The 22,369-nt window shown below is 64.8% G+C and carries 19 protein-coding genes and 1 pseudogene; 5 read left to right on the top strand and 15 right to left on the bottom strand.

All coding sequences use genetic code 11. The features are described 5' to 3' along the window. Positions 1–8 precede the first annotated feature (8 nt). Entirely contained in the window at positions 9–248 is a 240-nt protein-coding gene (locus AAHK21_RS02340; RefSeq protein ID WP_367856275.1) for a VOC family protein, read from the bottom strand. Next, the gene (gene dapF / locus AAHK21_RS02335; RefSeq protein WP_367856274.1) at positions 227–1,033 is read right to left on the bottom strand and encodes a diaminopimelate epimerase; all 807 of its coding nucleotides are present in this window, start codon (positions 1,031–1,033) and stop codon (positions 227–229) included. The genes AAHK21_RS02340 and dapF overlap by 22 nt, the downstream gene beginning before the upstream one ends. Positions 1,034–1,209: 176 nt before the next feature. Here dapF and AAHK21_RS02330 point away from each other — a divergent pair. Next, positions 1,210–1,425 (top strand): annotated as a pseudogene (locus tag AAHK21_RS02330) (cupin domain-containing protein); the annotation flags it as partial. 165 nt (positions 1,426–1,590) lie between these two features. Here AAHK21_RS02330 and AAHK21_RS02325 read toward each other — a convergent pair. Both AAHK21_RS02325 and AAHK21_RS02320 read right to left on the bottom strand, forming a co-directional pair. Beyond that, positions 1,591–2,034 carry a GFA family protein gene (locus AAHK21_RS02325; protein ID WP_367856273.1) on the bottom strand — a complete coding sequence of 148 codons (444 nt, stop codon included), beginning with the start codon at positions 2,032–2,034 and terminating at the stop codon, positions 1,591–1,593. A 173-nt stretch (positions 2,035–2,207) separates the two neighbouring features. Then, positions 2,208–2,930, bottom strand: coding sequence for a tellurite resistance TerB family protein (locus tag AAHK21_RS02320; protein ID WP_367856272.1), 723 nt, complete (start codon positions 2,928–2,930; stop codon positions 2,208–2,210). Positions 2,931–3,203: 273 nt separating this feature from the next. Here AAHK21_RS02320 and AAHK21_RS02315 point away from each other — a divergent pair, with 273 nt between their 5' ends. From AAHK21_RS02315 to AAHK21_RS02305, 3 genes are read left to right on the top strand one after another with little or no spacing between them, the layout of a single operon-like run. Then, on the top strand, positions 3,204–3,857 hold the full coding sequence (locus AAHK21_RS02315) for a hypothetical protein (protein ID WP_104444015.1): 654 nt from the start codon (positions 3,204–3,206) through the stop codon (positions 3,855–3,857). A 22-nt stretch (positions 3,858–3,879) separates the two neighbouring features. Beyond that, entirely contained in the window at positions 3,880–4,404 is a 525-nt protein-coding gene (locus tag AAHK21_RS02310; protein WP_367856271.1) for a hypothetical protein, read from the top strand. Then, a complete protein-coding gene (locus AAHK21_RS02305) occupies positions 4,401–4,955 on the top strand; it encodes a hypothetical protein (RefSeq protein ID WP_367856270.1) in 555 nt (184 codons plus the stop codon). Before AAHK21_RS02310 ends, AAHK21_RS02305 begins: the two co-directional genes overlap by 4 nt. 136 nt (positions 4,956–5,091) lie before the next feature. On the opposite strand, the gene AAHK21_RS02300 is transcribed toward AAHK21_RS02305, so the two are convergent. The 11 genes from AAHK21_RS02300 to AAHK21_RS02250 all read right to left on the bottom strand — a co-directional run bounded on the left by AAHK21_RS02300 (position 5,092) and on the right by AAHK21_RS02250 (position 20,985). Then, on the bottom strand, positions 5,092–5,877 hold the full coding sequence (locus tag AAHK21_RS02300; RefSeq protein ID WP_367856269.1) for an ABC transporter ATP-binding protein: 786 nt from the start codon (positions 5,875–5,877) through the stop codon (positions 5,092–5,094). An 11-nt stretch (positions 5,878–5,888) separates the two neighbouring features. Beyond that, positions 5,889–6,644 carry an ABC transporter permease gene (locus tag AAHK21_RS02295; RefSeq protein WP_110699582.1) on the bottom strand — a complete coding sequence of 252 codons (756 nt, stop codon included), beginning with the start codon at positions 6,642–6,644 and terminating at the stop codon, positions 5,889–5,891. A gap of 10 nt (positions 6,645–6,654) precedes the next feature. Further along, the gene (locus AAHK21_RS02290) at positions 6,655–7,407 is read right to left on the bottom strand and encodes an ABC transporter permease (protein WP_102683998.1); all 753 of its coding nucleotides are present in this window, start codon (positions 7,405–7,407) and stop codon (positions 6,655–6,657) included. A 197-nt stretch (positions 7,408–7,604) separates the two neighbouring features. After that, the gene (locus AAHK21_RS02285; RefSeq protein ID WP_367856268.1) at positions 7,605–10,052 is read right to left on the bottom strand and encodes a TonB-dependent receptor plug domain-containing protein; all 2,448 of its coding nucleotides are present in this window, start codon (positions 10,050–10,052) and stop codon (positions 7,605–7,607) included. A gap of 65 nt (positions 10,053–10,117) precedes the next feature. Beyond that, positions 10,118–12,361, bottom strand: coding sequence for a TonB-dependent receptor (locus AAHK21_RS02280; protein ID WP_367856267.1), 2,244 nt, complete (start codon positions 12,359–12,361; stop codon positions 10,118–10,120). A 207-nt stretch (positions 12,362–12,568) separates the two neighbouring features. Further along, positions 12,569–13,627, bottom strand: coding sequence for an ABC transporter substrate-binding protein (locus tag AAHK21_RS02275; RefSeq protein ID WP_102683995.1), 1,059 nt, complete (start codon positions 13,625–13,627; stop codon positions 12,569–12,571). Beyond that, on the bottom strand, positions 13,624–14,688 hold the full coding sequence (locus AAHK21_RS02270; protein WP_367856266.1) for an ABC transporter substrate-binding protein: 1,065 nt from the start codon (positions 14,686–14,688) through the stop codon (positions 13,624–13,626). Before AAHK21_RS02270 ends, AAHK21_RS02275 begins: the two co-directional genes overlap by 4 nt. 19 nt (positions 14,689–14,707) lie before the next feature. Then, complete coding sequence (locus tag AAHK21_RS02265) at positions 14,708–15,856, bottom strand: LLM class flavin-dependent oxidoreductase (protein ID WP_367856265.1); 1,149 nt, start codon at positions 15,854–15,856, stop codon at positions 14,708–14,710. 185 nt (positions 15,857–16,041) lie between these two features. Further along, on the bottom strand, positions 16,042–17,892 hold the full coding sequence (locus tag AAHK21_RS02260) for an ABC transporter ATP-binding protein (RefSeq protein ID WP_367856264.1): 1,851 nt from the start codon (positions 17,890–17,892) through the stop codon (positions 16,042–16,044). Then, positions 17,885–19,660 (bottom strand): ABC transporter ATP-binding protein, encoded by a 1,776-nt coding sequence (locus AAHK21_RS02255; protein WP_367856263.1) that lies wholly within the window; start codon positions 19,658–19,660, stop codon positions 17,885–17,887. The genes AAHK21_RS02260 and AAHK21_RS02255 overlap by 8 nt, the downstream gene beginning before the upstream one ends. A 92-nt stretch (positions 19,661–19,752) precedes the next feature. Further along, the gene (locus AAHK21_RS02250) at positions 19,753–20,985 is read right to left on the bottom strand and encodes an acyl-CoA dehydrogenase family protein (protein ID WP_367856262.1); all 1,233 of its coding nucleotides are present in this window, start codon (positions 20,983–20,985) and stop codon (positions 19,753–19,755) included. A gap of 317 nt (positions 20,986–21,302) precedes the next feature. Here AAHK21_RS02250 and AAHK21_RS02245 point away from each other — a divergent pair, with 317 nt between their 5' ends. Next, complete coding sequence (locus AAHK21_RS02245) at positions 21,303–22,364, top strand: ABC transporter substrate-binding protein (protein WP_367856261.1); 1,062 nt, start codon at positions 21,303–21,305, stop codon at positions 22,362–22,364. Positions 22,365–22,369 lie beyond the last annotated feature (5 nt).

Below are 22,369 nucleotides of genomic sequence, written 5' to 3'. Positions count from 1 at the left end.
GCGATGCCTCAAATATCCGCTATTGGCCGAGGGCGTCCCATAGGGGGATAGCCCGCTTGGGTCGTAAGCGAATAGATTCGAGCTGGCTTTCTACTCATGCGCGTATGCGCACCACCTGGCTGCAATCGTACTCCAAGCTGACGCTCAACGAATTGCGCTCCCAATGGAAGGGGCGGTGACACAATGACCAGATGATCCACGGTGGATCGTCTGAGGGCAAGCGTATTCAGCCGATCTGGCTCAGACATTCCTGATCCAACCAGTACCGCCCGACTTTGCACACCGGGCCCTGCATGAGTACGTTGTTCTCCTCATCAAGTTCGATGGTGATTTGACCGCCAGGCATGTGCACTGTCACCTGATCCTCAACGAACCCAAGTCGTCGTGAGACTGCCGCAGCGGCACAGCTGCTGGTGCCTGAAGATAGGGTGTAGCCCACGCCACGCTCCCAGATCTGCACCATCAGGTTTCGGCGATCGACAACCTGCACGAATTGAACATTGGTTCTGTTTGGGAACAGAGACAACCGCTCAATGGTTGGCCCGAGCTTGCGTGCAAGTGCCTCAGTCGTCTGATCGACAAACACTACGCAATGGGGATTGCCCATCGACACAAGGTTCAGCTGCAGGCGCATGCCATCGACTTCCATTGAGTGTCGTTCGGTCTCGGGGAATGTCGCCATGCCCATGGCGATGGAAATGCGTCGGCCGGAGTCGAGTACCTGGCAATAAACCTTACCCCCTTTGGTGATCAACTCGAACGGTTCGTGCGAAACGATGCCCTGATCCCAAAGGTAGCGACACAGGATTCGCAAGCCATTGCCACTCTTTTCCGCCTCGGAGCCATCGGTGTTGAAAATCTGCACTGAGAGCATCTTGCCTGGCTGGACGACAGGAACCAGGATGCCGTCACTGCCCAGTCCTCTATGCCGGTCGCATATCACCGAAATAGCCCGGTTACAGCATTCGAAGGGGGTATTGTCGTGGTAGACGAGATAGTCATTGCCAGCCGCGTGATATTTTACGAACTGCATGAGTCGTGGCACCAAAGCGCTTAGGGGCGGGGAATAATGAGTGGAGTCAGAAACATAGCACACGGCCGCTGAGGTTCTAGTGTGGTGTTTCACAGATAACGACCATAGTCACGGGACTTTCGAGCCCTTTACGGCACCAGCCCATACCGTTTTGTCACGCTGCGGCGCCTGGACTGAAAGCGTTCCTGGTGCTTGAAGGCACCTTGCGTATCGATCTGCCAGAGGGCAGCGTGTATGTGCAGCCGGGTGAGCTGTATGTCGTGCCGCGTGGTGTGGAGCACAGAGCGGCGGCGCAGGCGGAAACGAAACTGATGATGATCGAGCCGCGAGGCGTTTTGAACACCGGCCATGAAGGCGGGGAGCGAACTGCGGTGAATGGCGTCTGGATATGAATTGACGTTGCAGGTGATGAGGCCATAGCCTCGGTCTCAACTTCGAATTGGCTTCCTTTAGACTTCATGGCTCATACTGGTGAACCAGTGGCGTGCACAGTGGATGCGCTCTTTGCAGCGAGAGCCACCCGCTCTCGCAGCGCTGTCGCCAGGCAGGCTGTGCAGTCACTCTGCGGTGCTTTCATATCGCACCCATCCTGCAACCTCGGAGCCCCCGACTACACGGTCTTTAGGATGAGTCCGACCTTCACAGACAGGCACCTCTGGGAAGTCAAATGGGCTCATGCCCTCAATGCAGGCCACATTAACTCCGTACTGATTGGGCGCAGAACGGCGCTGGTGGAAGGTGTAGATGCCACACTTCGAGCAGAAGTAGTGCTTTGCTTCGCGTGTGTTGAACTGATAAAGAGTCAGCGCCTCTTCCCCTTTGGTAACAGTGATGTCGCCCAGGTTAGCTGATACCGCCACGGCACCACGCATACGGCACAGAGAGCAGTTGCACCTACGCGCTGTACGCGTGCCGTCGGTCAAGCGCAATGAGAATTGCACCGTCCCACAATGGCAGGCTGCTTGGTAGACAGTGCGGTTATCGTTTGTTTCATTGAGCATGGCATTCCTCTACTTGAGTCTGGGAACGGATGGCCGGTCCGACAGGTTGGGGCGAGTATTTTGAGTCGTAAGCGATCACTCGCAGATGGTAGCGATCGCCCCAAGGCTGTCGTCGCGAAAGCCTTGCCCACTCTGGCCGCGGATCAATGGCGAGCGCAGGCATCGCATCCAAGTCAGGCGGCGCCCTTGGCCTGCTGCTCCAGATGCACCTGCAATGCCGGATCGAGTTGCAGTGCGCCGGCCAGCTCATCCAGGTAGGCCCGCTCTGCTTCCTGCTGGTCATCCACCAGCATCACGCTGGCCAGGTACATTTCCGCGGCCATGGCCGGGTCCCGCGCCGACTGCGCCACCTCGGCAGCATCGAGTGGCTTGCTGACTTCTTCATCCAGCCATTGCTGCAGTTGCGGGTCGCTGGTCTGGCGTTTGATTTCGGCGTAGATCAACTGTTCTTCCTGCTGGTCGATGCGCCCATCGGCCTTGGCCGCCGCAATCAGCGCGCGCAGGATCGCATGGCTGTGATCCTCGGCCTCGGGGCCGGACAGTTGATCCACCGTGCGGACCGCCTGCTGTGGGGCTGCCGCCTGGCTGCGCTGCCAGCTTTGATAGGCCTTGAATGCCATCATTCCCAGCGACGCCAGGGCCGCGTAGTTGACGCCGCCCGCGGAACGCCCCTGGGGAGAGCCGCCAGTGTTGCTGCCACCGCCGCCCAACAGACCGCCCAGCAAACCACCAAGGCCACCACCACCAGCCGTTGTACCGCCACCGCCAAGCAGGCCGCCAAGCAAACCACCCAAGTCACCCAGGCTGTCTTGCGATGACCTGCCGCCGCTCCCTTGTTGCATCTGCGAAGCTTGTCCGGCCCGCAGCAGCTGTTCGAGTAGATCACTGGTATTCATGGCACCGCCCTCGTCGGTCGTGGTCGCCCAGACAAGCAACGATAGCCCCCTGAAGGCGATCCGCCATGACCGCCTGACCAATGGGGCGCTCGGCTCAATGCGTTGTCGTTGCTCGGATTGAGGGAGGGCAATAGTGCCTGCGCAAGGGTGGTGGCAAAAGGCCGTATTCCTGCTCGCCTGATCCCTTGCCGCGCTATATCATTGCGCCCCCGCAGCTGAGGTGCTTGCTGATTGCAGCTGCCGATGGATCGAGACCCGCCCCAAGGATTTTTCATGCCTGGATTGCTCCGTGCGTTCGCACGTCTGTTACCGCTTGCCCTACTCACCGGCTGCGCCGCCAAATCCCCCGCCCTGGTCAGCGAGGCCCTGCAACCTGCCGCCGGTGGTCCAGTAACGTACCTGGTAGGCAGCATCGGCCCCCTTGGCCGCGATAGTGCCTACACCAACCAACGCATCCTCCTGCGCAAACGTGGCGCGCAGGACGGCGCGGCGGCATGGTGGGGTTTCGCCGAGGTGGCCCACACCCCGAAGGACATCGAAGAGGTGCGCGGCCCCGACAAGCAGGCGTTGCCCGGCGAGGCCAGCGTGTTCGTCATGCCCCTCAAGCCTGGCGACTACGAGTTCTATGACTTCCAGTTCTTCTGGAACGGCTACAACGGTGGCTACAGCTCCATCCGGGCACGGGAACAGTTTCTTGTGCCTATGCACCTGGAAGCAGGCAAGGCGTACTACATCGGCGAATTCCGTTCGCGTTGCCTCGGGCTTTCCGCGTGCCTGTTCTTCCATGGCGACCAACAGCCGCGCGATGAAGTGATCGCCCGGCGCTACACCCCCGGGTTGCCGCCCCTGCAGGCCCTGAACTTGAACATGGCGCCGGCATTCCCCTTCGTCATGCCACTGCCCCAAGCCGCCCAGCCGGCGAAGTGACCCGTACCCAGGAAAACCCGCAATGAAAAAGATTCTGTTCCTCAGCGCCAGCCTGCTGCTGGCCGGCTGCGCAGGTACCCAGACCATGCCCGATCCGCGCATCGAGGCAGGCCAGGATTACCTGCCGCCGATCGCGGTAATGGTCGATTCGCTCGAGCACGGCACCGAGCTACGCAATTACCTGCGCGAGAGCGGCGTGTTCAGCAAGGTCGAGAACGGTGCCGCAGGCGAAGGGCAGACCCAGGTGATGGTCAAGCTGGATGCCCAGCGCAAGGTTGCGCCTGCACCGTTGCTGTTCCTCAGTGCCGCCACTCTGTTTCTGTTGCCCTTGCAGAGTGACCTGGACACCAAGGCCGACTTCACCGTGATGCGTGATGGCAAGGTGCTGAAGCGCTATCACTATGAGAACTACATGGCCAAGTACGCCTGGCTGCTCGACCTCGGTATTCCTGAGCGCGAGGAAAACATCCGTCGTGTCGCCCGCGCTTTCGCCCGTGACATGCAGGCCGCCAACCTGGTCAGCAAGCCGCTGGAGGCGCAGCGATGAACAACCTGGTCAAGGTGGCGCTGATGGCGGCCGGGCTGGTATTGCTCGGTGGCTGTAACCCGTCGATGAAGCCGCTGGGCTATCACGCGCAAAAGCCCTACGTGCCGATGAGCCTGTTGGTGCTGCCGGATGGCTACACCCGCTTCGACGTCCAGGAGCGTGACGAACTGACCAGCGCAGTCAGGTCGTCCGGCGCATTCTCTTTCGTCGATCACGGACTGCCGCGCAAGGGTTACGCCCTGGTCATCAGCCAACCACCAGGCGAAGGGGCTGGTTTTCTGGTCGCGCTCAACGCCCTGACGCTGCTGACGTTCCCGATGCCCTACAGCTACGTGCACAACCTGACCGGCAAGGTCTACAAGGACGGCGAGCTGCTGCGCACCTTCAGCTACAAGCGTGAGGGCATGAGCGTGGGCGCCTGGTATGTGCCGCCGCCGATCACCGAGAACCAGCGGCAGATGCTGACTGAACTGATGCGCGACCTGGAGGCCAGTGCGCTGATTCCCCATGTTGACGATGCGGGGCAGGTTGGGTTGGTTGATCAACGGTAAGTCGTGGGCAGCACAATGAGATCTCCATCGCACATCCGAGGATGATTGATCCAGAACCTGCGTTGTTCTGAATGTGACTTGCCACCGCCCACGTGTTCGAACAGGGTGCTGTTCGGCATGATGCGTAACGCTGAGCTCAAGCGCCGGCCAGTTCTTGCAACAGACGCTGTTTGAGATCGTGCAGGCGTGCGCTGTCTCGTCGGCGTGGATGGGGCAGGGAGATGCTGATGTCTTCCTTTATCCTGCCAGGCCGCGCATCCATCACGATCACCCGGTCACCCAGGTACAGAGCCTCTTCGACGTCATGGGTCACCATGATCACGGTGCAGCGCTCCTGCACCCAGATGCGTTGCAGCTCCTGTTGCAAACGCACCCGGGTCAAGGCATCCAGTGCGCCGAGCGGTTCGTCCAGCAACAGCACCTTGGGTTTGTTCACCAGTGCCCGGGCAATCGCCGCGCGCTGGGCCATGCCGCCAGACAGCTGGTGCGGGTAGGCCTGCTCGTAACCGCCCAGGCCCACCAGTTCGATGTGCTCGGCCACCAGCCGGCTCTTTTCAGCCACCGGTAACCTATGGTTCTTCAAGGCCAGGGCAATGTTCTGCTGCAGGGTCATCCACGGGAACAGGCGGTGGTCCTGGAACACGATGCCGCGCTCAAGGCCCGGCCCGCGCACCGCCTGCTGGTCCAGCAGGATCTGCCCCTGGTAATCCTGATCAAGGCCGACGATCAGTCGCAGCAAGGTCGACTTGCCGCAGCCGCTGGCGCCGAGAATGCTGACGAACTCGCCGGGGCGGATGTCCAGGTCGATGTCTTCGAGTACCGGCACTGGCTTGCCCTTGAGCGGGTAGGCCTTGCTCAGGGCGCGGATGGTCAGGGCGCCAGGGCTGACGCTGGTGGGTAAGGCATGGGCGATAGCGTTCATGATCGGGCCTTTCAACGGGTGGGCTGCCAGCGCAGCAGGCGGCGGGTAAGCAGGGAACACAGCCAGGACATCAGGTAGCCGCACAGGCCGATACACAACACGCAGACCACGATGATCTCCATGCGCGCCGCAGCCTCGGCGTTCATCATCAGGCTGCCAAGGCCAGCCCCGGCGGACAGGAACAACTCGCTGCCCACCGAGGTGACCCAGGCGAAGGCCAGGGCTTGCAAGACGCCGGCGGCAATGCCTGGCAATGCCGCCGGCAGCAGGATCAGCCACAGTTGCTGCCAACGGCCGAGCATCAATACTCGCGCGGCCTCACGGTGCGGGCCGGCGACCTGGCGCAGGCTTTCAAAGGTGTTCAGCACCATCGGGTACAACGCCGCCAGGCTGACGATCAGCAGCTTGGCGCCTTCACCGTTACCCAGCCACAGGGCAATCAACGGGATCCAGCCCAGCATCGGCACCTGGCGCAGGGCATGGAACAGCGGCGCGATCAGACGGTTGGCCGGCACGGACAGGGCCATCAGCGCCCCCAGGCCGACACCGCCGACGATGCCGATGGCAAGGCCGCTGCAGGTGCGCAACAGGCTCGCCCACAGGTTGACCAGCAACTCGCCACTGGCCAGCAGTTCGGCCAGTGCGCTACCTACCTGTGCCAGCGGTACGAAGGCATAGGCGCCAGTCGCGCCCTGGCGCGAGGCATATTCCCAGGCACCGAGCAGCAATAGCGGTAACACCAGGCCACGCACATTCTGCAGTTTCATCGCATCCTCCTCAGCGGCTTTGCCAGGCAGACAGGCGCCGCTGCACACGGCGCAGGGTGAAATCCAGGCAGAAACCGATCAGCCCGGTCAGCACCACGCCGACCATCACTACATCGATGCGCAGCATCTGCCGGCCCATCTCGATCATCTGCCCCAGGCCGCTGTCGGCCGCCAGCAGTTCGCAGGCCACCAGCACCACCCAGGCACGGGTGAGGGCCACGCGGATACCGGTGACAATGGCCGGGACCGCGGCGGGTAGGGCAATCCGGCCTACCAGCGTGGGCCAGCGCAGGCGGTACACCGCTGCCACTTCGAAATGACTGCGCGGGATCGCGCGGATGCCTTCGCAGGTGGCCAGCGCCACCGGGAAGAACGCGGTCTTGGCGACGATGACCACCTTGAAGGTTTCGTCGACGCCGAACAGCAGCACGAACATCGGGATCAGCGCGATGCTCGGCACCTGGCGCAGGGTATGGAACAGAGGGGCGCAGTAAGCCTCCACGGTTTTCGACAGCGCCAGTGCCGCGCCAAAGGCCAGGCCGGCCAGTGCGCCACCGGTAAAGCCCAGGGCCAGCCGCGACAGGCTGCCGGCCAGGTGCTCCTGCAGCTCGCCGCTGGCCAGCAGGTCGGTGAGGCTGCGCCACACGTCCAGCGGCGAGATCAGCAGGTTGGCCGGAAACAGTCCGGCATTGGCCACCACGGCCCAGAGGGTGAGCAGGGCCAGGGGTGAGATGAACCAGGTAAGGGACGAGAGCACGCGCATGGCTGGCCTTGGGAGAGCTGGGGGTAACGGCTTATCGCAAGAGCTGTGCCAGGCGGCGCAGGCCCTGGATTACAGGGCTGCAGGGAGGGGGATGGTGCTGGGGAAGCAGCGCGGTGTTGCTGCAGCAGCAGTCGGTCAGCAGCATCGGCGTTGGCGCTTCGCGGGTTTGCCCGAGAAGCCGCCCACTCGGTTTCAGATCAGAAATCGTAACTCACACTGGTGTAGTAGAACGCCCCCTGCGCCCCCTCCGGGCTGGTAATCGAGTATTTCGGCACGCCATACAACTGCGCGCCCTCAAGCTTGTCCGGGTGGCTGTCGAACAGGTTGATCGCGCCCGCCGACAAGGTCAGGCCCAGGTCGAAGTGGTACGACACGTCCAGGTCGGTTACCCACTGCGGGCTGAAGGTCTGGTCCAGGGCGGGGTTGGCGGCGTTGCGGTTCTGCCACTGGCCATACCGGCGCTGGGCCACGGTGACGCTCCAGCCGTCATACAGCCAGTTGGCGCTGAGGGTCAGCTTGTCCTTGGGCGTGCCGTCTTCGATCAGGCCCTGGGTGTTGCGGCCGATGATCTGGTTGCCGGGGATGTTGCCCACGTCGCCCAGGCCGGTGATGCGGGTGTTGTTGCGTGCATAGCCACCATTGAAGTCCACACGCCCCCAGCGGCCCACGTCCAGCTGGTAATGCCCGGCCAGCTCGAAGCCGTCGGTGCGGGTGTCGGCGATGTTGGTGTAGAACGCCGCGCTCTGGATGTTGGCGTAGGGCGTGCCGGCGAAGATCGGGCCGACCACCGACGCGGGCAACTGGTCGGACAGGGTGATGCGGTTGTCGATGTCGATGCGGTAGGCATCGAGTGTGACCGAGGCGTTAGGCAGTGGCTGCCAGACCAGGCCCACGGAGAAGTTGGTCGACTCTTCCGGCTTCAGTGCCTTGCCACCCAGCAAGGCTGCTTCCGGGCTGTCGGCGCGCAGGGTGCGCTGCTGCACCTCGACCCAGTTGCCACTGCCCGGCGGCTGCTCCACCACCTGCACGCTGAACGACGACAACCCGCTCTGCACCAGCGAGGGCGCGCGGTAACCGGTGCTGGCACTGGCCCGCGCGGCAATTTGCGGGGTGAAGTCGTAACGCAGCGACAGCTTGCCGTTGGTGGTGTCGCCAAAGTCCGAGTAATGTTCGCTGCGCACCGCCACGCCGGCCTGGAATTTCTCGGTCAGCTGGGCTTCGACATCGAAGTAGGCACCGATCACGCGGCGGTCCAGCGACACCGCATCGACCTGGGTGATCCCCGAGTAGTAACCAGGAATGCGTCGGCCCGTAATCGGGTCGATCGTGTTGAATAGCGGCCCGTTGGACCAGCCGGCAGCATCGCCCTCGCTGAGGTCGTAGTTTTCCTGGCGCCAGGCCAGCCCGGCGGACACGGTCAATGGCTTGAACAGCCAGTCGTTGGCGAAGTCGCGGGTCCAGTCCAGGGTCAGGTTGGTCTGGTCTGCTTCGCGGCGGCCGGTATTGATGGTCGACGGGCTGGTGGTGCCCCAGCTGGGATTGATGGCGTTGCGGTCGGTGGAGTCGACGCGGTTGTTACCGTAGTTCAGTGCCAGGTCGAAGTTGTCCAGGGTGTCGTTTTCAAGGCGCAGGCCACCGGTGACGGCATAGTCTTCCAGGCCGTAGCGGGTGACTGGCAGGCGGCCGTCTGGGTAGCGCGCCAGGGCTACGCTGCCATAGTTGCTGCGCAGGGTGGTCGGTGGGTCGAAGAAGTTCTCGGCGTCGGTGTTCTTGTGCGCGTAGGTCGCGAAACCATAGGCGCTCAGGCCCTCGCTCAAGCCCATTTCGGCATTGGCGGTGAAGTTGTACTGGTCCGAGACATTGCCCGAGCCCCAGCGCCAGTTGCGGTAGCGGTTGTTCTGCTCGCGCGGTGTGTCGATGCTGGTGGAGCCGGGGTAGAAGAGGCGGTTGTCGTCACGGGTATCGCTGGCGGGGTCCTGGCTGCCGGCGTCGAAGGCCAGGGTCAGGAAGCCGTCGTTGGGCAGGGCAAAGCCCTTCCAGCCGCTGAGTTTGCGCTGCAGGCCGTCGCCTTTCTTGTAGCCGCCGAAGCGGTAGCCGGCGTTGCCGCCTTCGTCGCGCTCCTTGAGTACGATGTTGATCACCCCGGCGATGGCATCCGAGCCGTACTGAGCGGCGGCGCCATCGCGCAGGATTTCCACCCGTTCGATGGCCGACAGCGGGATCAGGCTAAGATCCACCGCTGCCGCGCCCCGGGCGTTGACCAGGCCCTGGCGGGTGACGTTGGCGCTGGTATGGCGGCGTTTGCCGTTGACCAGCACCAGGACCTGGTCCGAAGCCAGGCCGCGCAGCGAGGCGCCCTGGGCGATGGAGCCGGCAAACGCACCTTGCGGCGACTGTGGGAAGCTGAATGAGGGCGACAGCGCGGTGAGCGCGGCGGACAAGTCGCTGGCACCGGTTTGCTGGAGTTTTTCGCCGCTCAGCACATCGACCGGGGCGGCGCTTTGCAGGGCGGTGACGTCGCTGCGATGGGTGCCGACCACGACAACGGTGTCGAGGCGTGCGGAGGGTTCGGCGGCGAATGCGGGCACGGCAAGGCCGGCGATGGCCAGGGCGATGGCGCTGGCCAAGGCGGTTGGATGGGGCATGGAGTAATCCTTTTATGCAGCGTGATGCATTGGGGCTGCTGCACAGCAGCCCAATGGCTTGATGATCAGAACCGGCTGGTAACGCTGAGCCCGACGGTGCGCGGGTCACCGTAGGTGATCACGTACTGCCCGGCGGTGCCGTTGGGCCGGCCGTGCACCTGGTAGCGGCGGTCGGTGAGGTTGTTGACGAAGCCAGTCACGCTCAGCTTGTCGTCATGGCTGAACCAGCTCAGGCGTGCGTTGGCCAGGGTGTAGTGGGGTTGGCTGAGGGTGGCGTCGGCGCTGCTCTGCCGGTCGGCCAGGAAGTACTCCTTGTCACGGAAGCTCACGTCGCCGCCGGCCACCAGCTTGCCGCCCACTTCCAGCGGGATGGTGTAGTCCGCCCCCAGCGACACCACGTTGCGCGGCGAACGCACGAAGCTGTTGCCGCTGTAGTCGCCGGTCACTGCGCCGGTGGTGGGGTTGGTGTTCTTGAAGTCGGTGTACTCGGTATCCAGGAACGATAACGCCGCGCGCAGGTGCAGGCGTTCGGTCGGCTGGCCCTCGATCTCAAGTTCCGCGCCCTTGACCTTGCCCTTGGCGCCGTTGGTCAGAGCGGTGGTGAGCACGCCGTTGTTCACCGTCAGCAGGTTCACCTGGATGTCGGAGTAGTCGTAGTAGAAGATGTTCGCGTTGACCGTGAGGCGGCGGTCGAACCACTCCGACTTCAGCCCCAGTTCGTAGGCGTCCAGCTTTTCCGGGTCGACCGTGGTCAACTGCGCCAGGCTGGTCGACAGCCCGGTGTTGAAGCCGCCCGAACGGAAGCCATGGGCGTAGCGGAAGAACACCCGCAGGTTGTCGTTGATGCGGTATTCAGGCGTCAGGTCGTAAGTCCAGGCTTCCCAGGTCTTGTCTTCCTGGCGGTTGCCGTTGGTGCCTGCTCCAGCCAATGGGATCAGCGGGCCACTGGCCGTGGCACGGGTCTGCTGCACCAGGTCCAGGTCGATGTCCTTTTTCTCCTGGGTCCAGCGCAGGCCGCCGGTGACGCTGAAGTCATCGGTGAAGTCGTAGGTCAGGTTGCCGAACAGGGCGTAGCTGTCGGTGCGGTGATCGTAACCCAGGTCGCGGAACGCGGTGGTGCCCACCTGGTTTGAGCCGCTACCGTTGGGGGTCGGCCCCGGGGTGACGATACGCTGCGCAGAGCTGTCCAGGTCTTCATGGAAGTAGTGGGTGCCCACCAGCCAGTGCAGTGGGCGGTCTTCCGGCGAGGCCAGGCGCAGCTCCTGCGACCACTGGCGGTAGCTGTTGTCGGTGATGGCCGCGCCGTTGACCTCGTAGGGGGTGTAGTCGGCATCGCTGGTGGAGCGGTTGCGGATGTAGTCGTAGGCACTGATCGAGGTCAGGGTGTAGTCGCCCAGGTACCAGTTGAGGGTCAGCGAGGCGCCGTCGTGGTCCAGGCGATAGTCTTCATTGACGTTCAACGAGATGTCGCGCCCGTGCGGGCGTTCGTAGCCGACGTTGTAATAGCGGCCCACCGGCAGCGAGCCGTTGCTGCCGTCGCCCTTGAACTGGCGGCTGTGCAGCTTGAGCAGGGCGTCCAGGTCGGGGTTGAGCTGGGCCAGGAACTGCATGCGGATGGCCTTCTTGTTCACATCGCCGTAAGTGTTGCCATCGAAGTCGTTGTTCTGGAAACCGTCGCGCTCCTCGGAGTACAGCGCTACCCGCCCAGCCAGTTTTTCATCCACAAGCGCACCGCCGATGGCACCGGTGACAATGCGCTCGTTCTTGGTACCGAAGCCGACCGTGCCGTAGCCGTCGGTGTCGAAGGTCGGCTTTTTCGAGATCACGTTGACCGCGCCGGCCGTGGTGTTCTTGCCATACAGGGTGCCTTGCGGGCCACGCAGGATTTCGATGCGTTCCAGGTCGAACAGCGGCCCACCACCGGCGATGGGCGCGTTGAGGTACACGTCATCGGCGTAGATGCCCACCGGGTAGACCGTCGCCGCGCCAGTGTCGCCGGTGCCCAGGCCGCGGATGTACCAACGCGGGCGACCGTCGCCGTCGGGGTTCTTGGCCGAGGCGTTGGGCACGAAGGTGGTGATGTCGCCCATCGCGCGCACGCCGTCGGCAGTGATGCTGGTGCCCTTGATGGCCGACACGGCGACCGGGACTTCCTGCAAAGTCTGTTCGCGGTGCTGGGCGGTGACGGTGACGGTTTCCAGGGCCGGTTCGTTCTTTTTGTCTTCGTTGGCGGCGATGGCCTGGGTGCCGGTGCCGGCCAGCAGCAGCGCAAGGCTGACCTGGCGGGCGAGTGGTTGACGTTGGTGCATGGTGGATCTCCCCGTATGTAAAACGTTGTTGGGGAGAGCTAGAGCAGGGACTGTGCCACATTGTTAAATAATTGATTTATATGAATTTAATGCCTGTGCTTGGAGGGTCTTGCAGGTTGGGCAGCAGTGGGGTGCTGGGCGGGTGCTGCTGGGGCAGCAATGGCATGGCAGAAATGCCTGGGGCTGCTGCGCAGCAGCCCCAGCGTCTTAAACGGCCAAGCGCGAAGTCGAGCCGATCACATTCTCCAGCACGCGAAAATCAATCCACTCCCGCACATCGAAGCGCCGAGGTATGAACCCCCACCTGAACAGGAATTCGGTAAAGTCCTGCAGCGCCTCGATCGAGCGGCTGTCCAGCGTCGTACGCAACCGCCGGTGCGCATCGTCGCCATAGGCCGCCGCTACCCAGTACTCGCTGGTGTTCAGTTCACGCGCCAGAAAGCGCCGAGTCTCTTCGGGGTTGGCCCAGGCCCATTGCTCGGTGCGCAGCACCGTGTCGACCAGCGTGCGGCTGGCCTCGAAGTGGTTCTCCAGCAAGTGCCGGTCGACGGTCAGCGTGCGCGGCGTGCCGTTGTTGCTGCGGATCAGTGGGTCGGGGTGGCTGCCGGTATCCACCACCACGCGCAGGCCGAACTCATGGGCCAGGTGTACCGCATGGGCGCCCTTGAGGAAGATGGCGTCGATGTCGCCACGCAGCAGGCCGATCAGCTCGTTGTTGCGGCGGCTGAAGCGGCTGGTGTCCAGGCTCACTTCGGCGCCATACAGGTGCTGCTTGGCATCGTCGCTGTAGGTGCCGCCGTAGGGGTAGTCGACCAGCTCCACATCGGCCACCGCCAGGCCTTCGAGCTTCAGGGCGTTTTCCAGCCCGCGCAGGGCTTGGGCACGGGTGAAGTCGATCTGCACATTGGCCCACTTGGGCAAGCCGAAGCGGCGGTTCTTCAAGTCGCGGATGCTGCGTACACCGCTTTCTTCGGTGGTGAGGATCAACTGCACCTCATCGCTCCACGACAGCCCCAGCACGCGGGTCTCGACGCCGCTGGCGTAGGCCCAGATCGCCGGGATGTTGCCGCCGTGGCGCACCGAGTTCTGCAGGTGGTGGTCGTAGTGGGCCTCGCGCACCTCGCGTTCGCTGGACTCGCGCAGCGACTGGATATTGGTGCCGAATGGCGCAAAGGCCTTGGCCAGGCGCCCCGACTGCACGGCAATGCCGAGACCGGTGGGCACCGGGCTGTGGGTGTACCAGAGGGTTTCCAGGGGCTTAGTCATGGGGTAACGGGTTTCCTGTCCATGGGAGTGGGGGCCAGCAACTGATCCAGGGGTTGGCGGGCGATCCAGTCGCGCACCTCGAAGCGCGCCGGAATGAAGCGCCAGCGTGCGAGGAACTCGACAAAATCCTGCAAGGCCACGATGGCCTGCTCGTCCAGGCGGGTGCTCAGGCGCAGGTAGGCGTCATTGCCGTAGGCCACTTGCACCCAGTACTCGCTGCTGTTGGTTTCTCGCGCTAGGTAGCGGCGGGTTTCATCCGGGTGCTGGTGCGCCCAGCGCTCGGCGCGCAGCACCGAACCGAGCAGGGTGCGTACCACGTGCGGGTGCTGCGTCAGCAGGTGGCTGTCCACCGCCAGGGTGCGCGGCGTGCCGTTGTTGCTGCGGATCAGTGGGTCGGGGTGGCTGCCGGTATCGATCACCGTGTGCAGGGCAAAGGCGTGGGCCAGTTGCACGGCGCTGGCACCCTTGAGGAAGATGGCGTCCACTTCGCCGCGCAGCAGGCCAGCCAGTTCCAGGTTGCGGCCTTCGCTCTGGGTACTGGACACCGGTGTGCCGGCCACGTTGCGCACTGGGCGGTCGCTGAAGGTGCCGTCGTATCGGTAGTTGACCAGCGCCACGTCGCCCACTTGCAGCCCTTCGAGCTTCAAGGCGTTCTCCAGCCCGCGCAGGGCCTGGGCACGGGTGAAGTCGATCTGCGCGGCAGCCCAGTCAGGCAGCCCGAAGCGTCGGCCCTTGAGGTCTTTCACGCTGTGGATGCCGCTGTCTGGCCGGGTCAGGATCAACTGCGCCTCATCGGCCCACGACAGGCCGATCACGCGGGTTTCACGGCCCTGGGCGCGGGCCCAGATGGCCGGGATGCTGCCGCCATGACGCACCGAGTTGAGCAGGCTGTGGTCGAAGTGCGATTCGCGCTCCGCCTGCTGGTCGGCCTCGCGCAGCGATTGCACCTGGGTGCCCAGGCTGGCCAGGTCGTCTTGCAGCCAGCCTTGCTGCACGGCAATGCCCAGGCCGGTGGGCACCGGACAGCGGGTGTACCACAGGGTTTCGAGGGGTTGGCTCATGTTCGGGCTCCGGTCGGGATCAGGCGCTGGCCTGCAAAGGGGGAGTGGTCGCCTGTTGCACCAGCGGCAGCACTTCCTGGCCGATGCGCAGGGCCTCTTCCAGGTGCGGGTTGGCGGCGAGAATGAAGGTGCTGAAACCGGCATCGCGGTATTCGGCCAGGCGTTCGGCGATGTGCTGGTGGCTGCCCACCAGGCCCACGGTAGGGCCAGGCTTGGCCTTGGCAAAGCCGGCCCACAGGTTGCGCGCCAGCACCAGCTCGTCGAAGCCCTGCAAGCCTTGGTGATAGGCCGCCTGCCGTGCGCCGCCCACAGAGTCCGAACCGGTCACGAAACCCTTGGCGCTGGCGCTGGCTTTGCCTTCCAGGCGTTCGAACTGCTGGCGCAGCTCGCGCCACGCCTGCTCCTCGGTTTCGCGGGCGAACAGGTCGACGCGCAGACCGAAGCGCACCGTGCGCCCTTGCTTGTCGGCCAGCTCGCGCACCCGTTCGAGATGCGGCTTGAGCTTGTCGATCGGCTCGGCCCAGTTCAGGTATACGTCGGCATGGCGCGCGGCCACCTCCAGCGCGGCATCGGAAAATCCGGAGAAATAAACGCCCGGTTTGCGTTCGTGCTGCAGGCCTGGCGGCAGGCTGCCGTTTTCCAGGCGGTAGATGTCGCCATCGTAGGAGAACTTGTCCTGCGCCCACAGGCCTTGGATCACGTCGAGGAATTCGCCAGTGCGCTTGTAGCGCAGGTCATGTTCCAGGAAATCGCCATTGGCGCGTTGGCTGGCCGGGTTACCGCCGGTGATGATGTTCCAGTCCAGTCGGCCACCGCTGAGGTTCTGCAGGATTGCCGCCTGCTGGGCGGCATAGGCGGGCAGGGTCCAGGTCGCCTGGAAAGCGATCAGGAAGCGGATGCGCCGAGTTTCGCGGGCGAGCGCGGCGGCGGCGATCCAAGGCTCCGGGCCGGTGGGCAGCAGCGCGCCCTCGAAGCCGGCCAGCTCGGCGGCCTTGGCCACCTGGGCGATGTAGTCGATGTAGGTAAAACCGTCGGCCTGGCCATCGGGCAGGCGGCCGGGGGCGATGTTGCCAGCGCGGTGTACAGGGTTGCCACGGTTGTGGCGGTCGGTGGACAGCTGCGGGCCGTCGGTACCCAAGGGCAGGCGCCAGAAGAATTCGGTGGTCATGGGGACTCCTGAAGGGGGAGGGTGTGCGAGTGGGTGGTGCAACGGCTGTGCCATGCGTGGCGCAGGGCCTGTGGGGCGGGGATTTGTGGAGTAGACGGGGAGAGGGGTGCTGCTGTGGCAGCAATCGGGCAGCAGTGGATGCTGGGACAGCAGCATGAACAGGTCCGGCCTCTTCGCGGGGCAAGTCAGGCCTCGATTTTCTCGGCTACAACCTCCCCGGCACTGCGCAGATACGCGTCATGGAGCGCCGCATAGGCACCCCCGCGCCCGATCAGTTCGGCATGCGGCCCTTGCTCCACCACCCGCCCATGCTTCACCACGGCAATCCGGTCAGCATCACGAATCGTCGCCAACCGGTGGGCAATGATGATCGCCGTGCGCCCCTGGCACAGACGGCGCAGGGCGCGCTGGATGCGCCGTTCGGTGTGCACGTCCACCGCCGAGGTGGCTTCGTCCAGCACCAGCACCGCCGGGTCGGCGAGGTAAGCCCGCACCAGGCACACCAACTGGCGCTGGCCATGGCTCAGGTGCGTGCCCAGCGGGCCGACTTCGGTATGGTAGCGCTGCGGCAGTCGCTCCAGCACTTCGTCGGCGCCCAGCTCGCGGGCCGCGGCAATCAGCTGCGCATCACTGGCAGCTGGCGAGGCCAGGCGCAGGTTGTCGAGGATGCTACCGCTGAACAGCACGTTGTCCTGCAGCACCACGCCCACGTTGCGCCGCACGTCATGCTGGGCCAGGGCACGCAGGTCGATGCCATCCAGCTTGACGGCGCCGTCCTGCACTTCGTAGAAGCGCGTCAGCAGCTGTACCAAGGTGCTTTTGCCATGCCCCGAGGGGCCGACGATGGCTATCACTTCACCAGCGCGAATATGCAGGTCGAGCCGGTCAATCACTGGCCGTGGGCTGTTTGGCAGATAGGCAAAACCGACCTCTTCGAAGTCCACCTGGCCATGTGCCCTGGCCAGCGCTTGTGGCGCAGGTGGGTCGAGTACCTGCGGGCGTGTGTCGAGCAACAGGAAGATGCGCTGGGCCGAGGCACTACCGGTGGCATAGCGCTCGAACAGGTCCGACAACTCCTGCAGCGGGCCGAGGAACAGAAACACGTAGAACAGGCTCTCTGCCACTTGGCCAACGCTGACCTTGCCCTCGGCCAGGCCATGGGCGCCGACCAGCAACAGCACGGCCATGCCGGCGGTGCTGAGCAACGCGGTGAACGGGGCGAACCAGCCAGCGCGCAGGCTGCCCCGGATCAGCGCCTGGTTGAAGTCTTCCAGCAGCCTGCGGTAGCGCGCCTGGTTGATCTGCGCTTGCCCGCATTGCTGGATCAGCCGCACCCCGCTTACGCTTTCCACCAGATGCGCGGTGAAGCGGCTGCGTTGCTCCGCCACCTTGGCCCAGTTGCGCTGCGACACCCGCTTGAAGCGCCAGGTGGCCACGGCCAGCAACGGTACAGTGGCGGCCAGGCTGTAGAAGAAACTGGGCTCTATGCGCCACAGCATCAGCGCAGCCAACCCGCAGCGCAGCAGGGCGCCCAGCAGTTCTGGCGGGCCTTGCACCAGCAGTGGCTCCAGTGCATCGACATCACGGTCAACGCGGGAAATGATCCGCCCGGCACGGGTCTGGTCGAAGTAGTTCACCGACAATACCTGCACATGGGCGAACACCTTGACCCGCAGGTTGTTGAGCACGCCGATCGCCGCGCGCCCGGCAATGAACTGCGATACTCCGGCCAGCAGAAAGCGTCCCAGCCAGCTCGCCGCCAGGCCAAGGCCCAGCCACAGCACCAGGCGTTCGTCGAGCAGCCAGTGGTCGGCACTGTGTACCAAGCCCTTGTCCAGCAGTTCGCGCACGAACCACGGGCGCAGGAACACGGTAAACACCAGCAGAAGCTCGATGCCGATCACCGCCAGGATCTGCCCACGAATGGGCCGCAACAGAGGCAGCAGGCGGTGGAACATACCCCGGTCCAGTGTTTGGCGGGCCAGGCGCTGCTCGATGTCGATATCGCTGGCGGGCGCGTGTTGCATATCAGTCATGGTCGACCCCCAGCAAATCGCGGTAATGGGCATTGTTCGCGCTCAGTTCGGCATGGCTGCCGCTGGCGCTGATACGGCCGTTTTCCAGCATCAGCACGCGGTCGGCCTGCAGCAGGGTGGAGAGGCGGCTGGTGATCAGGAGCAGGGTCGGGCCTTGGCCGTGGGCACTGTGCAGGTGGCGGATGTTGTGCAGCACCTGGCGTTCGCCCAGGGCATCCAGGGCGCTGGTGGCGTCGTCCAGGCAGAGGATATCGGGTGCGCCAAGCAGCGCCCGGGCCAGGCACAGGCGCTGGCGCTGGCCGCCAGACAAGGTAACGCCACGGTCACCCAGCGGCGTATCCAGGCCGTGGGGCAGGCGCGCCAGCACATCCTCGGCGGCGGCCAGGCGCAAGGCTTCGCGCAACTGGGCGTTGCTGGCTTGCGGCGCGGCCAGGCGCAGGTTGGCGGCCAGGCTGTCGGAGAACAGGAAGCTTTCCTGCGGCAGTACGTGAACGCGGCGGCGCAGGTCAATCAGGTCCAGGTTGCGCACGTCATGCCAACCGCCGGCATCACTGCCGACCTGCACGCTGCCGTGCTCTACGTCGGTCAGGCGCGGCAGCAGGCTGGCCAGCAGGCTCTTGCCGGTACCGGTGGCGCCGACCAGCGCCACCACCTCACCGGGTAGCAGGGTCAGCGAGCAGTCCTGCAAGACAGGCCGACCAGCCTCTGCTGCACTGGCCTGCACCTGGTTCAGCTTCAGCCCCAGCGGCCCGGCAGGCAGCGTGGCATGGCCGCCGAGGATGGCCGGGCGCTCGTCCAGCAACTGCCAGATGCGCTCGGCGCTGGCGCGGGCATCGGCGAAGGTCTGCATCACCCGGCCGATGCCTTCGATACGGAACACCAGCGTGGTCGCCACCAGCAGCGAGGTGACCAGTTCGCCGATGCCCAGAGCACCAGCCGCCACGCGATGGGCGCCGTAGACCAGGATCCACACATGCCCCAGCGCCACCACTGCCTGCGGTAGCGGAATGCGCGAACTGGCGTAGGCGAGGGCAGCGCGGGCGTGATGGGTGAACACCTCGACCTGGCTGGCGAACCGGGCGATACGCTGGCGCTCCAGGCCGAAAGCCTTGATCACCCGCACGCCGCCGATGCCTTCGGCCAGGTCCTGGCTGACCTGGTCATAGGCGGCGCCCACGGCACGGTCCAGGGTTACCAGGCGATCGGTCTGTACCACGAACAGCCACAGCCCGGCGCCGGTCAGCAGCAAGGGCACCAGGCCCAACAGCGGGTCGTACCAGCTCAACAGGCCGACGGCGGCGATCACCACCAGCGGTGTTTCGATAATCTGCCGCCAGAAGGTGATCAATGCATCGCGCACCTTGTCGGCATCGCGGGTGGTGCGGGTGACCAGTTCACCCATGCCGTGGCCCCAGTGGTAGCCAAGGTGCAGGCGCTGCACCTGGTTGAGGATGCGTTCGCGCAGGCGCGTGAGCAGGGCCTGGCTGAGCACCAGCGACAGCACGGCGGCGGCGTACTGCAGCAGGCCGCGGCCCAAGGCGATGGCCAACAGCAGCCACAGCCAGTGCCAGGCGATACTGGCGTCCAGGCTGCCATCAGCCAGGCGCGACACGGCGCGACCGGCGCTGACATCGTCGACCGCGTGGCCGATCAGCCACTGTTGCCAGGCCAGGCCGAGATTGCCGGCCATGTACAAGGCTGTGACCAGGGCGAAGCGCCAAGGCATTTCGCGATAGATGGCCAAGGCCCGAAGTAGAGGGTGGTTCATGTAAATGCTCGATCAGAATGCGACGCCGCCCCCTGCAGGAGCGGCCTTGTGTCGCGACAGGGGCGCAAGGCACCCCCCGCCCAAACCTGGTTTCAACGGCGGGTAGCGCCCTGGTTTTCCTTGGCGTTGAGCACCGCGGTGTACTCTCCTGGGTCCGCCCCGTTGAGGTAGTAGTTGCCGACGTTGTGCAGCCGCCAACGGATCGGGTCGTGGGTGGTGTGTACCCGGGCATTGCGCCAGAAGCGATCAAGGTTCCACTTGCTCAGCGACGCGCTGGCTCCCAGCAGCGAGAACAGGTCGCTGGAAATCTTCAGTGACGCCGCATCGGAATGCGCGCGGGCGGTGGCCACCGAAAGAATCAGCTCATCCTGCAAGGCCTTGTTTTCCGGGTCGCGCTCGTGATCGTCAAACACCCGCGCGGCCTCGCGCAGCACCGACTCGGCACCGCGCAGGGCCACGGCATATTCGCCAACCTGGCGGATCACATGGGGCTCGTCACTGGCGCGCTCGACGCCGCTCTCCACCCAGGCGCGGGCATGCTCGCGCAGGTACGCGATGGCAGCCTGCAAGGCGCCAGCGGCGATGCCGGTGTCGATGGCCGCGTGAAGGATCTGCGGGAAGGTCAGGCCGGTGCGCTTCATCGGCCCGCTGCGACGGGTCAGGTAGCGCTCGTCGAGCACGATATTGTCGAAATTCACCGTACCGCTCACCGAGTTCTGCTGGCCGAAGGCTTGCCAGTCATCGACCAGGGTCAGCCCGGGGGTGTCACGGTGCAGCAACACGCCAACACCGCCGTCTTCGCTGGCGGCGGTGAGCGAGATCCACTCGGCCAGGTAGGATCCGGTGGAGTAGAACTTGCTGCCGTTGAGCACCCACTGGCCATCGGCGTTGCGTTCGACGCGGGTCTTGAGGGCGAACTTGTTCTTGCCGCCGACTTCGGCCAGGGCATTGCCGAAACGCTTGCCGGCCAGCACGTCGGCGATCAGCCGGTCGCGTACTTCATCCGGGTAGCCGGTAAAGATACCGCGCAGCATCACGTTGTGAATCTGCAGTAACTGGCCGACGCCGCCATCGGCGGTGGACACCAGGCGCACGGTTTCGACCACGGTCTGTACCGAGGCACCCAGGCCGCCGAATTCGGCCGGCACGGCGATGGCGGTCAGGCCGCTGCTGGACAACAGTTCGGCCTGGCGGCGGGGGAGCTGGCCGTTGTTGCGTGGGTCGGCGGCCAGCTCGGCGATGTTTGCAGCGACCTGGTGGGCGGTTTCGAGGGCTTCGGCTGCGCTGGTGAGGCGGCGGGCGGGGGAGGGTTCTATGGCACTCATGGAGAGGTCTCGGCTATGTCTGAAGGGGCCAGTGGGCCTGTCTCGCGGGTGAACCGGCAATTGGCCACAGCGCGGCATCAAGCCCTCGAGCAATATCTTTGCCACCCCTGTTCAGGCCCCGTGCTGCGCGGCTTGCGCAACTTTTTGTTGCCAGGGCAGCAGCCGCCCTGCTGATCTGGCAGCACCCCACCCGCAATCCTGCTCCCACTCCAGCAACAAGCGCCCTGTCAAAACATCCAACGCCAATGAAATCAAGGCCTCCAGCGGTTGGCACGCACACTGCAATGGTGCTTGCACGACGCCCAAGGAGCCACCCCATGACCCTCGCAAGCCCCACCGCAATACGCCCCGCGCACGACCTGTCTGCCCTGGAGCGCATCTGGTTCACCCGCTGCCCGGTGCCCACCGCCTCTGGCATCGCTTACAAGCTTGGCTGGCTGGAGCAGGAATTCGCCCTCGACGGCCTGCCGGTCTCGACCCTGCAGGAGGCCCGCCAGCTTGGCCATCACCACTACGATCACCAACTGCCCGGGCTGTTCCGCGAAGGCGGCAACGTACCGGCGTTGGCCGCACGCGCTGCAGGCTCGCCCAGCCGGCTGATCGGCCTGACCTGGATCGAAGAATGGCAAACCATTCTGGTCCGCCCGGACTCCGGCATCCGCAGCGCCGCCGACCTGCGCGGCAAGCGCCTGGCCCTGCCGGCCTGGGGCGACAGCCGCCCCGGCAGCATCGCCCGGGCCATGAGCCTGCACGGCTACAAAGGCGCCCTGGCGTCGGCTGGCCTGCAGCTGGGTGATGTGCAACTGGTGGAAGTGGCCCTGCTCGACCAGGCCAACGCTGCAACCCCGCAGCTGGGCCTGCAACGGCTGTGGTCGGGGCTGGAGTACCTGGCGCGCGGTGAAGTCGATGCGGTGTACGTGAAGGGTGCGGCAGCGGCTGATGCGGCACGTCGGCTGGGCCTGGTGGTCGGCGTCGACCTCGACCTGCTGGCCGACCCCCGCCACCGCATCAACAACGGCACGCCACGACCGATCACCGTGCACCAGCGCTTGCTCGACGACCATTTCGAGCTGGTGGTGCGCTTCCTTGCCCAGACCTTGCGTGCCGCAGATTGGGCGGCCAACAACCGCGACGCGCTCAACCGCATCCTCGAAGAAGAAACCCGCGCCGGCAGCCAAGGCGTGGCGCAGGCCTACCGGGGTGACTTCCACACCACCCTGGCGCCAGACCTGTCCGAGCAGCGCCTGGCCTTCCTTGGCACACAAAAGGACTTCCTGTACCTGCACGGCTTCCTCGAGGCCGACTTCGCCATCGCCGACTGGGTCGACCCGCGGCCCCTGCAAGCTGCCCAAGAACTGCTGGCCCAGCGCCGCGCCTGACTGGA

Source organism: Pseudomonas sp. TE50-2 (genome assembly GCF_040813665.1).
Taxonomy (GTDB): domain Bacteria; phylum Pseudomonadota; class Gammaproteobacteria; order Pseudomonadales; family Pseudomonadaceae; genus Aquipseudomonas; species Aquipseudomonas soli.
This window is presented reverse-complemented; position numbering and strand designations above follow the sequence as displayed.